This window comes from Pigmentiphaga daeguensis (genome assembly GCF_039523035.1).
GTDB lineage: Bacteria > Pseudomonadota > Gammaproteobacteria > Burkholderiales > Burkholderiaceae_B > Pigmentiphaga > Pigmentiphaga daeguensis.
The window spans coordinates 249,470-262,534 of record NZ_BAAAEN010000002.1 but is presented as its reverse complement, the minus strand read 5'-3'; the positions used below and the strand labels follow the sequence as shown (position 1 = coordinate 262,534).

Below are 13,065 nucleotides of genomic sequence, written 5' to 3'. Positions count from 1 at the left end.
GAACGGTTCGAGTCCGCCTATGCCATCATCGCTCACCGCCAACCGCTCCGGTCTCCTGGGCCGGGCCTTCGCCTGCGTGGCCCTGTCCGCGGCCGCCCTGCTGCCGCCGGCTACCCACGCCGCCCAGGCCCGGACGCAGGCAGCCGTCCCTGCCGGCGTACAGAAGGTCACCTCGGTCGAAGGCATCAACGAATACCGGCTGAACAACGGGTTGCGCATCCTGCTGGCACCCGACCAGTCCAAGCCGACCACTACGGTCAACATGACCTATCTCGTGGGTTCCCGCCAGGAAAACTACGGCGAAACCGGCATGGCGCACCTGCTGGAACACATGCTGTTCAAGGGTACGCCCACGATGCGCAACGCGCTGGCCGAGTTTTCGCGCCGCGGCCTGCAGGCCAACGGCAGCACCTGGACCGACCGCACGAACTATTTCGCCAGCTTCGCCGCCAACGAGGCCAACCTGGACTGGTACCTGGGCTGGCAGGCCGACGCCATGGTCAACTCGCTGATCGCGCGCAAGGACCTGGACTCGGAAATGACCGTCGTGCGCAACGAGATGGAAAGCGGCGAGAACAATCCGTTCCGTGTGCTGATGAGCAAGATGATGGCCGCGGCCTATCAGTGGCACAACTACGGCAAGACCACGATAGGCGCGCGCTCGGACGTCGAGAACGTCGACATCGGCCGCCTGCAGGCCTTCTACCGTACCTACTACCAGCCGGACAACGCCGTGCTGATCGTCTCGGGCCAGTTCGACGAGGCCAAGACGCTGGCCGTCATCGCCCGCACCTTCGGCAAGATACCCAAGCCCAAGCGCACCCTGCCGCGCCTGTACACCGAGGAACCGGTCCAGGACGGCGAGCGTAGCGTCACGCTGCGCCGCGCCGGCGGCTCGCCCATGGTCGCGGCCATGTACCACACGCCGCAGGGCGGCGCGGCCGATTCCGCGGCCATGGAAATGCTGGCCGGCATCCTGGGCGACGCGCCCTCGGGCCGGTTGTACAAGTCGCTGGTGGAAACCAAGCTGGCCGCCTCCACCTTCGGCTTCACCTTCGGCATGTACGATCCGGGCATGATCATGATGGGCGCCCAGCTGCAGCCCGGCGCCAGCCTGGATGCCGCGCGCGACAAGATGCTGGAGACCATCGAGTCCATCAAGGCGCAGCCGATCACCAGCGAAGAGCTGGAGCGCGCGCGCACCCGCTGGCTCAAGGACTGGGACATGGCCTACAGCGATCCGCAGAAGGTGGGCGTGTCGCTGTCCGAGAGCATCGCCCAGGGCGACTGGCGACTGTTCTTCGTGACCCGGGACCGTATCCGCGACCTGAAGCTGGCCGACGTGCAGCGCGTGGCGGAAAGCTACCTGCTGCAATCGAACCGCACGCTGGGCACCTACATCCCGACCGACGGTCCCCAGCGCGCTCCCGCGCCGCAGCCCCTGGACCTGCAGGCCGAGCTGAAAGGCTACAAGGGCGACACCGACTTCGTGCAGGCCGAGGCCTTCGACGCCACGCCGGCCAATATCGACGCCCGCACCCAGCGCAAGACGCTGGACCTGCCCAACGGGCCGGTCAAGCTGGCGCTGCTGCCCAAGTCGACGCGCGGCCACCTGGTCAATGCCCGCCTGGTGGTGCAGTTCGGCGACGCCGAGACGCTGCGCGGCCAGCGCGAGATCTCGCGCGCCGTGGGCGCCCTGCTCGACAACGGCACGGCCACGATGACGCGGCAGCAGATCGAGGACCGTTTCGACGCGCTGCGGGCGGACGTCGGCTTCGCCGGGGGCGGCACCAGCGCGGCGGTCGACATCTCGACCACCCGCGACAACCTGCCCGCCACGCTGGAACTGGTGCTGGACGTGCTGCGCAACGCCAACTTCCCCGAGGACCAGTTGGACGAGTACCGCCGCCGCGGCCTGGCCTCGGTGGAAAGCGCCCGCCAGGAGCCCACGGCCGTCGCGCAACAGGCCTTGGCGCGGCACGACAACCCATGGCCTGCCGACGACCTGCGCTACACCCCCAGCTTCGACGAGCAAGAGGCCGCCTACAAGGCGCTGACCCGCGATGCGCTGGTGCAGTTCCATGACCGCTTCTACGGCGCGGGCCGCGTGCGGCTGGCCGCCGTGGGCGACTTCGACCCGGCGGCGGTCGAGCAGTCGCTGACCAAGGGCCTGCAAGGATGGAAGAAGGCTCCGGCCTACACGCGCGTGGACGATCCCTACCATGCGGTGCCGGCCAAGCGCTTCGACATCTCGCTGCCCGACAAGGCCAACGCCTTCTACCTGTCCACCATGCCGATCAGGCTGCAGGACACCGATCCGGACTATCCCGCGGCCATGCTGGCGAACTACCTGCTGGGCAGTTCCGAGACCTCGCGGCTGTGGATGCGGGTGCGCGAACGCGAAGGCCTGTCGTACAACGTGCGCAGCCAGCTGTCGGCCTCGTCCTACGAACCCTCGGGCCAGTGGACGCTGTACGCCATCTACGCGCCCAGCAACCGGGCGCGGCTGGAGACGGCCATCAAGGAGGAATCCGAGCGCGTCCTGCGCGAAGGCTTCAGCGCGCAAGAGGTCAAGGACGGCATCGACTCGCTGATGAACCTGCGCCACCTGGCCCGCGCGCAGGATCGGCGGCTGGCGGGTGCCTGGTCGGACTACCTGGACCTGGACCGCACCTTCGCCTTCGCGGCGGAATCCGACCGCAAGCTCAAGGCCCTGACCGCGGAGCAGGTCAACGCGGCGCTGCGCAAGTACTTCAAGCCCGAAGACTTCAGCACCGCGGTGGCGGGGACCTTCAAGCCGTAGTCCGCCCCCCGTCGGGAGGCCCGTCGCCGTCGGGCCTCCCGGCCGCATGCTGCGGCCACAGCATCTTCACCACTTCCCGGTCGCGGCCGAAGGCAAAACAGGAATCGATCTTCTCCCGTGCCCGCTCCTCGCCCATCAGCAGGGGCATGTCGCGCTGCAGCCCGCGTATGCCTTGCAAGGCCGTGGTCGCCATCGGCACCAGCATTTCCATCAAGTGGGTACAGCTGGCCGCGCCTCGCAACCGGTCCTTGACCATGGCCGTCCAGCCCCGGGCGATGCGCTCGCCGACCAGCACGCGCAGCGTGTCCGTGGCTTCCTTGCATAGCGGCCAGGGCGTCGAATCCGACGCCGCCACGATGTCCCGGATCACATACGCGTCGTCCACCGTCAGGCGTATCCACAGGTCGTGGAGCGCTTCTCCCGCGGGCAGCGGGTCGTCCGAACTCATGAGTTGGAAGGGAAAGGGCTTGCGGTCGACCAGCCGGGCTTCCACGTCGTACAGACCGTCTTCGCGGGCGTAGGTCTGCATGTCGATGACGCGGTGATGGACGGAGCGGCGGGCGGAGGGTTCCGGTAGAGGCATGATGGCAGGCTTCCTGGCTGGCGCCCAGCCATTGTAGAGGCACCGGCCCGCGCGATCGAATCGGCGGGCCCGGCCTCCATGCCAGCAACGCTAGGCTTGCGCCTCGGCCAGCACCACGGCCCGCTTGCGCCGGATGGCCGGCGCAAGCGCCAGCACGATCAACAGCGCCGTGGCGATCAGCAGCCCCAGCGAGATGGGCCGCGTGACGAATACCGAGAAATCGCCGCGCGCCACCATGAGCGTGCGCCGGAAGCTCGTCTCCATCATGGGCCCCAGCACGAAGCCCAGCAGCAACGGCACCGGCGATATCGACAGCTTGCCGAACAGGTAGCCGGCCACGCCAAAGCAGGCGACCAGGAACACGTCCGCCACCGAATTCTGGATCGAATAGACCCCGACGCAGCAGAACACCAGGATGGCTGGATACAGCAGCCGGTACGGCACCTTGAGCAGCCGCACCCACAGTCCGATCAGCGGCAGGTTCAGGACCACCAGGATCAGGTTGCCTATCCACATCGACGCGATCAGGCCCCAGAACAGCGCGGGATGGCTGGTCATGACCTGCGGTCCCGGCTGGATGTTGTGGATGGTCATCGCGCCCAGCATCAGGGCCATGACGGCGCTGCCGGGAACGCCCAGCGTCAGCAGCGGGATGAAGTTGGTCTGCGCGGCGGCGTTGTTGGCGGCTTCGGGCGCGGCGACGCCTTCGATGGCGCCATGTCCCATTTCCGCCGACCTGGACGACAGTTTTTTCTCCAGCGTGTAGGCCGAGAAGGCGGAAATGGTCACGCCCGCTCCGGGCAGGATGCCGAGGGCCGACCCGAGCGCGGTACCCCGGACGATCGAGGGCGCCATCCTCCGGATGTCGTCCCGGGTGGGCATCAGGCTGGCGATGGGCGCCACGGCTGTCGTTCCGGAGGCCTTCTGCATTTCCAGGTTCGCCACGATCTCGGCCACGCCGAACAGGCCCATGGCCAGGCAGGTGAACTCGATGCCCTCCATCAACTGTGGAATCTCGAAGGCCAGCCGCACCGTGCCGCTGTTCACGTCGGTCCCGACCAGGCCGAGGATGATGCCGATGGCGATCATGCCCAGCGACACGTCCAGCGACTCGGAAGACAACGCCACGGCGCCGACCAGCCCCAGCAGCATCAGCGAGAAATACTCCGCCGGCCCGAACTTGAACGCCATCTCGGCCAGCGGCGCGGCGAACGCCGCCAGCAGCAGCACGCCGACGCAGCCGGCGAAGAAGGAGGCGATGGCCGCCGTGGCGAGCGCCGGGCCCGCCCTGCCCTGCGTGGCCATGGCATGTCCATCGATCAGCGTGACTGCCGACGAGGACTCGCCCGGCAGCTTCACCAGGATGGCGGTGGTCGACCCGCCGTACTGGGCGCCGTAGTAGATGCTGGCGAGCATGATGAGCGCCGACGTGGGCGGCAGCGCATAGGTGATGGGCAGCAGCATCGCGATGGTCGGCACCGGCCCCAGCCCGGGCAGGACGCCGATCAGGGTGCCCAGCAGGCAGCCGGCGAAGGCATAGGCAAGGTTCTGCCACGACAGCGCGGTGGCGAAGCCCAGCGCCAGATGGTCCAGCAATTCCATGCGAGGCTCCTCAGTCCAGGAAGGCCGGCCACAGGTTGAACGGCAGCCCCAACCCGTGGACGAATGCGCCGACGATCAGCGCCACCATGACGGCCGCGTTGGCCAGCGCGCCGCGCCACGTGAATTCGTGGCTGGCGCGGCTGGCCACGACGACCAGCGTGGCGATCGCGAGCACCAGCCCGAGGGGTTTGAGCATGACGCCGAACAGCACCACCGATCCGGTCATCCAGGACAGCGACCGGAAGTCCCAGCGCGCCAGTTTTTCCCGCGGCGCTCCCGCCACATACGCCCGCACGGTGATGGACAGGCCCAGCGCCGCGAGCAGCAGGCCCAGCCAGAACGGGAAATAGCCGGGCCCGATGCGCGCGGGCGTGCCCATGGGATAGCCCAAGGCGAGCAGCGACGTGCCGGCCCCGAGCAATAGATACAGCAGGCCCGTGGCCAGCCTTTTTTCACTACGCGGATACATGGTCCCCTCTTCTTGGTCTTGTCGGCCGGAGCCGCGGGCGCGATGGCCCGCACCCGGTTACTGCAAGGTAATGCGCGCGGCCTTGATGACCTTGGAATAGCGCTCCAGGTCCTGCCTGAGCGACTGGTCGAACTCGGCCGGCGTGCCGCCCGCGACGCCATACCCCATGCTCTCGACCTGCGCCTTGATGTCTGGCTGGCGCAGGATCTCCATCACGTCGCGATTGATCTTCTCGATCACGGCCGCGGGCGTCTTGGCCGGCGCCAGGATGCCCTGCCAGGACTCGACGTCGAATCCCGGCACCCCGGACTCCGCCACGGTCGGCACGTCGGGCAGCGCCGGCGAGCGGTAGGAAGTCGTGACGGCCAGCGGCACGAGGCGCCCGGCCTTGATGAATTCGGTGACCGCGGCCATGGTGATCATGGTGGCGTCGATGTGCCCGCCCATGACATCGACCGCGGCCGGCCCGCCCCCGGGGTACGGGATGTAGTTGACGTCGATGCCGGTCTGCGCCTGGATCATTTCGTGAGCGATGTGGGCGATTCCACCGCTGGTGGGCAGGCCGACCGTCACCTGGCCCGGCGACTTCTTCGCCAGCGCCAGGTATTGCTGGAAGGTCTTGACTCCCAGCGTGGGCCGGACCACCAGGATCTGCGGATTGGCGATGGCCCGCACCACCCCCGAGAAATCCTTGAGCGCATAGGGCGGCTTCTTGAGCAGCGCGGTGTTCAGCACCACGGCGTCGCTGTGCAGCAGCAGGGTGTAGCCATCGGGCGCCGCCTTGGCCACCTGCGCCGCCCCGATCGAGCCGCCCGCCCCGGTGACGTTCTCCACCACCACCGCCTGGCCCCACCTGGCATTCAGTTTTTCCGCCAGCAGGCGGGCGATCTTGTCGGTGCTGCCGCCGGCCGATACCGGCACCACCATCCGGACCGTCTTGGCCGGGAAGGCGCCCGGATCGGCCGCCCGCCCCGGTCCCGCCCACGCCACGGCCAGCGCCGCGACCAGGAGCAGGCCGGACGCCGGCGCCCTGCCGCCTCGCTTCGTGTTCTTGGTCTTCATGCTTTCCTCCTCAGGTGTCATGGCGAGATGCGATATGCGCCCCGCTCTTGTGCGTCGAGCTGTCCGATCAGGCCCGTTTCCCAGGCGAGATAGCGCCGGGCGGCCTCCTTGTTGCCGTCGTGCCTGTCGTGGACGAAGAAAAGAAAATCGATGCAGTCTGCATCGCGCGGCGTATCGGGCGTGGCCTCGACCGCCAGCCCCGCCTCCCGCCACTGCGCAACCGGCGCGACCAGCGCGCGCGCCCCGGCGCGGAGCGCTTCGGGCAGCTCGCCCGCGGCCAGCGCGGCCAGCTCGGCGCTGGCCGCCACCAGCACCAGCGCGCCCGCCCCCGTGCCTGCCAGGCCCGCCATGCGCGGACGGATGGCCCAGCGCGCCCCCGCGATATGCGCCTGGCGGTAGGCCATGCTGGCGCGGACGTCCAGGATCTGCACCTGGCCCGCGGCCACCAGGGCGGCCAGTTCCGCCGGGCCCACCAGCGGCAGGCCCTGCACGGCGACCGCCGGCGCCGGCGGCGGCAGCGCCGCGCCCGCGCGGGTCCATTCTTCGGGGGGCAGCACATGGATTTCACGCCCCATCTGGGCCAGCCAGCTCGCCACCACCCGCGCGCGGATGCCGTCGTCGTCCGTCACCACCAGCCGGGCGCCCTTGACTCCCACGTACAGATCGGTGCCCTGCAGGAGCTGGCCGCCCGGCGCGTGCTGGGCGCCAGGCAGCGAACCGGCGGCGAACTCCTCGCCGGTGCGCACGTCCAGCAGGAACGTGGTGCGATCCTCCTGGCGCATCCAGCCGGCCAGCGTCGCCGCGTCGACCTCGGCGACGCCGTGCCGGCCGGCCAACTCCCGGGCCCTGTCCCGCCGCGCCTTCAAGTCCGGCGCCGCCGCGTCCACCTGCGGATAGCGCCTGTCGTTGCCGTGCTCCAGCGCCAGGTCGTTCAGATACCAGCCCTGCGTACCGTTCTCCAGGGCATAGACGGGATTGGGAATGCCGATGTTGATCAGGGTCTGCGCGCCGATGATGCTGCGCGTACGGCCGGCGCAATTGATCACCACGGGCGTGCGGTCATCCGGCACCAGCGCGTGGATGCGCAGCGCCAGTTCGCCGTTGGGGCAGCAGACCGCGCCCGGGATGTTCATCTTGCGGAATTCGTCCACGGGACGGCCGTCCAGGACCACCACCGCTTCCCCCCGCGCCTGCATGGCGGCCAGTTCCGGGGCCTGGAGCCGGGGCGTGTGATAGGCATGCTCCACCAGTTCGCCGAAGGTCTTGGACGGCAGGTGCACGCCCTGGAACATCCCGTAGCCGGCGGCCTTCCAGGCGGCCGCGCCGCCGCGCAGCACGTGCATGTGGCCATAGCCCACCGCCTCCAGCCGCGCGGCGGCGCGTTCGGCCACGCCATCGCCGTCGTCCAGCAGCACGACGGGAACGGTCTTGCGCGGCACCAGGCGCTCGACGTCCAGCTCCAGCCTGCTGTAGGGAACCGACACGACGAAGAAAGGATGCTCTTCGCCGTACTGCCCGTGCTCGCGCACGTCCAGGAAGGCGATCTCTCCGCCTTCGTCCAGCCATTGTTTCGCTTGCCCTGCGGTGATGGTTTTGCTCATGAGAGATATCTGTGGATGAAGCCGGTCGATCCCGCATCCGGCCTGGGTGACCTCGATAAAACTATCTTGGAAACTTATAATTTCTTTTGACCGACCCACAGTCTATGCAGCGAGCACACCCAGCACAATTTAGAAATCGACCCTAAAATATAAGCATTTCTTATATGAAGAATTTCGACCTGACGCAGTTGCGCACCCTGGTGGCGATCGCGGAACACGAGACCTACCTCGCGGCCGCCGAGAAGACACACCGCACGCAGGCGGCGCTGACCCAGCAGATGCAGCGCCTGGAAGCGCAGGCGGGCGTGCCGCTGTTCGAGAAGGCCGGACGCTACAAGCGCCTGACGGCGCACGGGCGCAGGCTGCTGGACTACGCCAAGCACATGATCGCCATCAACGACGAAGCGTGGCGAGCCCTGAAAGACCGTGAGCTGACCGGCTCGCTGCGCGTGGGCTCGCCGCAGGATGTGGCCGACAGCATCCTGCCGCCGCTGCTGGCGAACATCGCGCGGCTCTCCCCCAGGCTGCAGATGGAGATCCACGTGGGCCGCAGCCCTTTCCTGATGGAGTCGCTGCGCATGGGCGAACTGGACCTGACGGTCTCGACGCGCGAGGATCCGGCGCTGGAAGGCATGGTGCTGCGCACCTCGCCCACGGTCTGGCTATGCTCGGCGGACTACGTCTTCGAACCCGGCAAGCCGGTGCCGCTGATCATCGCGGACGAACACAGCCTGTACCGCCGCATCGCGCTGACTGCGCTCGATGCGGCCAGGATGTCATGGCGCACGGCCTACCTCGCGCCGCACATGATAGGCATCAAGGCTGCGATACGGGCCGGCCTGGGCGTGACCGCCCGCTCGGTGGAACTGCTGGGGCCCGATATGCGGGTGCTGGGCGAGAAGGACGGCCTGCCCCGGCTGCCCGACGTGAGCTACTACCTCTGGATGCGCCCGGACTCGCTGAACCCGGTGCTGCGCCAGGTCTACGACGGGCTGAAGTCCACCTTGCGGCCGCTGGACCTGCGCGGCGGAAGCGCTGCCTAGGACCTGTTCACGCCAAAAGGAGGCTCGCACAGGCCCTAGAGGGTATCCATGCCCGCGAGTTCGTCGCGCGCGATTTCCACGAAGGCTTCGGCGGCCGGCGACAGGCTCCGGCCCCGTTTATGCACCAGCGAAAAATCCATCGGTACCCGCGGGCCCACCAGCCGGCAGCGCGTCAGATTCTCGTAGCGCATGCCTCCCGCCAGCGCCGATGCCCAGATCGACACGCCCAGCCCGCTGGCCGCCATCCAGAATGCCGAGGACAGGAAATTGACCTCGTGCACGACGTTGAGCGCGATGCCGGCACTGGCCGCGGCCGCCTCCATCCGGCCGCGCATGCCATAGGCCAACCCCTGCCGCACGGCTATGACCGGCTCCCGGGCGAGGTCACGCCAGCGCACCTGGCGGCGGCCCGCCAACGGATGGTCCGTCGCGCATACCAGGCACAGGTGATCGCGCAGCAGCACCCGGGATATCAGCAGGGCGTCCTCGCGCTCCGGCGTGCCGATGCCGAAATCCACGGGCTCGGACAGCACCCTGGCCAGGAACTGGTCCGGCGCGCAATCGTCCAGCACCAGTTGCACGCCGGGATAGGCGTCGCGAAAACGCCGCACCACGCCCGGCATCAGGACGCTGCCCACGGTGGCGGTGACCGCCACGTGGACGCGGCCGATACGGCGGTCGCCCAGGTCTTCCATCCGCGTGCCCAGCCAGGCCACGTCGCCCAGTATGCGTTCGGCGGTGGCGATGATCTCCTGGGCGGCCTGGGTCGGCACCAGCGACCGCGAGGTGCGGTCGAACAACCGCAGGTTCAACGTGGACTCCATCTGTCTGAGCATGGTGCTGACCGCCGATTCGGTCACGGAAAGGCGGCTCGCGGCGGTCGCGAGCTTGCCGAACCTGTAGACGGCGACGAAAGCCCGCAGTTGCCGCAGGCTCAACTGGGTCTCGATGCTCATTCAGATTTTTCTCAAGATTCGAACAAAATGTTTTGATTGGCTTTGGCGCGACCAGGCGATTCAATACTCTATCCCAAGCGCGGCCGGAGCGCCTCGCCATATTGAACACGCTCAGGAATTCATGCGGACCGATACCCCCTCCTCCTCCCGCCCCGTGCCCCACGCCGAAGAATGGCAGATGCGCGTGGACCTGGCCGCCTGCTACCGGCTCCATGCCCACTACGGGTGGACCGATCTCATCTATACGCACATCTCGGCGCGCGTGCCGGGTGCCGAGGAACACTTCCTGCTCAACCCCTTCGGGCTGATGTTCGACGAGGTCTGCGCCTCGAACCTCGTCAAGATCGACATCGACGGCAACGTCGTCGAACCCACGCAGCATCCCGTCCATCGTGCCGGATTCGTCATCCACAGTGCCGTCCATGCCGCGCGTCCGGATGCGCGCTGCGTCATCCACGCCCATACCCGGGCCGGCATGGCCGTGTCGGCGATGAAGTGCGGACTGCTGCCGTTGACCCAGCACGCCATGCTGTTCCACGGCAAGGTTGCCTACCATGACAGCGAAGGACTGGCCAACCAGATCGCCGAACGCGAACGCCTGACCGCCGACCTGGGCGACAAGCCGGTCATGATCCTGCGCAACCACGGCACGCTGGTGGCCGGAGCAAGCATCGGCCAGGCCTTCGCGATGATGTGGCACCTGGAAATGGCGATGCAGGCCCAGGTCGATGCACTGGCCAGCGGCCAGGAATTGACCCTTCCCGACTCCGCCCTGGCCGACAAGATCTCCGCGGCCGGCTTCCGTCCGCCCGGCACGGTCCGCTCGGACGGAACCGTCAGTCCCCTGGGCAACCTCGAATGGCCCGCGCTCTTGCGCATGCTGGACCGCAAGGATCCGTCCTATCGCACTTGATTCACCCCATCGCATCCGGCCCGCCACCGGCGCGCGCCGGCCTCACGACAAAAACGCAGCGCGGCAAGAGCCGCGCGCAAGGAGACAGGCATGTTCCATCGTTGCCGCTATCTGTTCGCCGGCCTGGCCGCCGCGCTGGCCCTGGCGGCCATGCCCGCCCACGCCTATCCCGACAGGCCGATACGCATCATCATTCCGTACGCGCCGGGAGGCGGTGCGGACGGCTTGTCCCGCCTGCTTGCCCAGCGCCTGGAAAAAACCCTGGGCCAGCCCGTGCTGGTCGAATCGCGCTCCGGTGGCAATACCGTGATCGCCGCGCAAGCGGTCGCGCGGGCCGCCCCCGATGGCTACACGCTGCTGATGACGGGCGGTTCGACCATGTCCCTGATCCCGCTCACCAGCAAGCAGGTACCCTACGATGTCCGGGCCGACTTCGCCCCCATCAGCATGCTGTCCAAGGGCCCATACCTTCTTTGCGTGTCGGCCGAACTCGGCGCCAATACGCTGGACGAGATGCTCGCCATGGCGCGGGCCAAGCCCGGCGCGCTGTCGTATGCGTCCAATGCCATTGGCGGCTCCGCCCACCTTGGCATGGAACTGCTTGCCCAGCGGGCCGACGTGCGGCTCAACCACGTACCCTACAAGGGCTTTGCCCCCGCGATCGCCGACGTGGTGTCGGGACGCACGCCGCTGGCCATGCTGGACCAGGCCGCGTTGGGAGGATTCGGCAAGTCGGGCCGCATCAAGGTTCTGGCTGCCACGTCGCTGCAACGCTCCAGCATGTATCCGGACGTGCCGACCCTGGCCGAACTGGGCTTCCCCGGCTATGAGCTGGAAACGTGGTTCGCGCTCTACGCCCCGGCGCGCACGCCGAGCGCGATCATCGACAAGCTTGGCGATGAAATCCGGGCGTGGCTGGCGACACCGGAAGCCCGGCAGGCACTGAACGCGCTCGGCCAGGAAGCCGCGCCGTCCACCGCCAGCGCGGTACGGGCCCGCATCGAAAGCGAACAGCAGTCCTACGGGCCGCTGATCTCGGCGGCGAAGATCAGCACGGACTGATGCCATGCGGACGTCCCCTGCATCCACGGACGATTTCCGGCTGCTCATCGTCAACGCCGATGGCCAATACTATGCGCGGGAACTGACCCGGCGCCTGCCGGATCTCGCGTTCGACTGGATTGGCCCGAACCAGCCGATACCCGATTCGGCTCGGCAGGCCACGGCACTGGCGTGTTTCGCCAGCGCGTTGAACCATGGCTTGCTGCGTGCCTTGCCCCGGTTGCAGTGGCTGCAGGCCTTGTCCTCCGGCGTGGATGGTATCGCGGACCATCCGGACCTGCCGCCGGACGTGGCGTTGACGTCGGCACACGGCATCCACGGCCCGGCCGTCTCGGAAATGGCCTTGACGCTGATGCTCGCCCTGGCGCGCGATCTCCCGTCCATCCTGGCGGACCAACGCGCACGCCGCTGGCAGCGCCGACGCCAGCCGCTGCTGCACGGCAAGACGCTCGCGGTAGTGGGAACGGGCTTGATAGCCAGCGAACTGGCAATCAAGTGCCAGGCGCTGGGCATGCATACGCTGGCGGTGTCGGCGAGCCCTCGCCAGGTGGCGGGCTTCGACCGGGTGCACGCCCATGGCACGCTGCGCGACGTGGCTGCGCAAGCGGACTTCCTGGTGCTCCTGGCCCCCCTGACCCAGGCAACCCGGGGATTGGTGGACGCCGCCGTGCTGGCGGCGATGAAACCCGGCGCCTTCCTCATCAACCTGGCGCGCGCGGCGCTATGCGATACCGCCGCGCTCGTGGACGCACTTCGCGGCGACAGGCTGGCAGGCGCCGCGCTGGACGTATTCGAACGCGAGCCCCTGCCTGAAGACGATCCCTTGTGGTCGGTACCCAGGCTGTTGATCACGCCGCACATCGGCGGCGAGTCGGACCGTTATGCCGACCAGGTGCTGCCGCTCATCGCGCACAACGCGCGTGCCTGGGCCAGCGGCGACCGGGCCGGCCTGCGCAACCGGGTGCGCTGAA

11 protein-coding genes are annotated in these 13,065 nt (G+C 68.1%); 5 read left to right on the top strand and 6 right to left on the bottom strand.

All coding sequences use genetic code 11. The features are described from left to right. Positions 1 to 19: 19 nt before the first annotated feature. Positions 20 to 2,803 (top strand): M16 family metallopeptidase, encoded by a 2,784-nt coding sequence (locus tag ABD104_RS03985; protein ID WP_087841444.1) that lies wholly within the window; start codon positions 20 to 22, stop codon positions 2,801 to 2,803. Here the strand turns inward: ABD104_RS03985 and ABD104_RS03980 are convergent. The 5 genes from ABD104_RS03980 to ABD104_RS03960 form a co-directional block, all read right to left on the bottom strand. After that, positions 2,793 to 3,386, bottom strand: coding sequence for a DUF2889 domain-containing protein (locus ABD104_RS03980; RefSeq protein WP_087841445.1), 594 nt, complete (start codon positions 3,384 to 3,386; stop codon positions 2,793 to 2,795). The genes ABD104_RS03985 and ABD104_RS03980 overlap by 11 nt on opposite strands. 90 nt (positions 3,387 to 3,476) lie before the next feature. Then, positions 3,477 to 4,988: a tripartite tricarboxylate transporter permease gene (locus tag ABD104_RS03975; RefSeq protein WP_087841446.1), complete on the bottom strand. Its 1,512-nt coding sequence runs from the start codon at positions 4,986 to 4,988 to the stop codon at positions 3,477 to 3,479. Between the two features lie 10 nt (positions 4,989 to 4,998). Then, positions 4,999 to 5,457, bottom strand: a complete 459-nt coding sequence (locus ABD104_RS03970) for a tripartite tricarboxylate transporter TctB family protein (RefSeq protein ID WP_279818661.1) — start codon at positions 5,455 to 5,457, stop codon at positions 4,999 to 5,001. Positions 5,458 to 5,514: 57 nt separating this feature from the next. Beyond that, positions 5,515 to 6,519, bottom strand: coding sequence for a Bug family tripartite tricarboxylate transporter substrate binding protein (locus tag ABD104_RS03965; protein WP_087841448.1), 1,005 nt, complete (start codon positions 6,517 to 6,519; stop codon positions 5,515 to 5,517). Between the two features lie 17 nt (positions 6,520 to 6,536). Then, positions 6,537 to 8,120 carry a rhodanese-like domain-containing protein gene (locus ABD104_RS03960; RefSeq protein ID WP_132980052.1) on the bottom strand — a complete coding sequence of 528 codons (1,584 nt, stop codon included), beginning with the start codon at positions 8,118 to 8,120 and terminating at the stop codon, positions 6,537 to 6,539. A 164-nt stretch (positions 8,121 to 8,284) separates the two neighbouring features. Between ABD104_RS03960 and ABD104_RS03955 the strand changes: the two genes are divergently transcribed. After that, positions 8,285 to 9,163 (top strand): LysR substrate-binding domain-containing protein, encoded by an 879-nt coding sequence (locus ABD104_RS03955; protein WP_087841450.1) that lies wholly within the window; start codon positions 8,285 to 8,287, stop codon positions 9,161 to 9,163. Positions 9,164 to 9,198: 35 nt separating this feature from the next. On the opposite strand, the gene ABD104_RS03950 is transcribed toward ABD104_RS03955, so the two are convergent. Beyond that, positions 9,199 to 10,119, bottom strand: coding sequence for a LysR family transcriptional regulator (locus ABD104_RS03950; RefSeq protein ID WP_087841451.1), 921 nt, complete (start codon positions 10,117 to 10,119; stop codon positions 9,199 to 9,201). A gap of 121 nt (positions 10,120 to 10,240) precedes the next feature. Here ABD104_RS03950 and ABD104_RS03945 point away from each other — a divergent pair, with 121 nt between their 5' ends. From ABD104_RS03945 to ABD104_RS03935, 3 genes are all read left to right on the top strand, one after another. Beyond that, a complete protein-coding gene (locus ABD104_RS03945) occupies positions 10,241 to 11,032 on the top strand; it encodes a class II aldolase/adducin family protein (RefSeq protein WP_343927185.1) in 792 nt (263 codons plus the stop codon). A 90-nt stretch (positions 11,033 to 11,122) separates the two neighbouring features. Then, positions 11,123 to 12,094 carry a Bug family tripartite tricarboxylate transporter substrate binding protein gene (locus ABD104_RS03940; RefSeq protein WP_343927184.1) on the top strand — a complete coding sequence of 324 codons (972 nt, stop codon included), beginning with the start codon at positions 11,123 to 11,125 and terminating at the stop codon, positions 12,092 to 12,094. A gap of 4 nt (positions 12,095 to 12,098) precedes the next feature. Next, on the top strand, positions 12,099 to 13,064 hold the full coding sequence (locus ABD104_RS03935; protein WP_338615690.1) for a D-2-hydroxyacid dehydrogenase: 966 nt from the start codon (positions 12,099 to 12,101) through the stop codon (positions 13,062 to 13,064). The last annotated feature ends 1 nt before the right edge of the window (position 13,065 follow it).

Coding starts and splice junctions, on each gene's coding strand:
- ABD104_RS03940 (WP_343927184.1), top strand. CDS start 11,123: ATGTTCCATCGTTGCCGCTATCTGTTCGCCGGCCTGGCCGCCGCGCTG.
- ABD104_RS03960 (WP_132980052.1), bottom strand. CDS start 8,120: ATGAGCAAAACCATCACCGCAGGGCAAGCGAAACAATGGCTGGACGAA.
- ABD104_RS03950 (WP_087841451.1), bottom strand. CDS start 10,119: ATGAGCATCGAGACCCAGTTGAGCCTGCGGCAACTGCGGGCTTTCGTC.
- ABD104_RS03965 (WP_087841448.1), bottom strand. CDS start 6,519: ATGAAGACCAAGAACACGAAGCGAGGCGGCAGGGCGCCGGCGTCCGGC.
- ABD104_RS03980 (WP_087841445.1), bottom strand. CDS start 3,386: ATGCCTCTACCGGAACCCTCCGCCCGCCGCTCCGTCCATCACCGCGTC.
- ABD104_RS03985 (WP_087841444.1), top strand. CDS start 20: ATGCCATCATCGCTCACCGCCAACCGCTCCGGTCTCCTGGGCCGGGCC.
- ABD104_RS03975 (WP_087841446.1), bottom strand. CDS start 4,988: ATGGAATTGCTGGACCATCTGGCGCTGGGCTTCGCCACCGCGCTGTCG.
- ABD104_RS03935 (WP_338615690.1), top strand. CDS start 12,099: ATGCGGACGTCCCCTGCATCCACGGACGATTTCCGGCTGCTCATCGTC.
- ABD104_RS03955 (WP_087841450.1), top strand. CDS start 8,285: ATGAAGAATTTCGACCTGACGCAGTTGCGCACCCTGGTGGCGATCGCG.
- ABD104_RS03945 (WP_343927185.1), top strand. CDS start 10,241: ATGCGGACCGATACCCCCTCCTCCTCCCGCCCCGTGCCCCACGCCGAA.
- ABD104_RS03970 (WP_279818661.1), bottom strand. CDS start 5,457: ATGTATCCGCGTAGTGAAAAAAGGCTGGCCACGGGCCTGCTGTATCTA.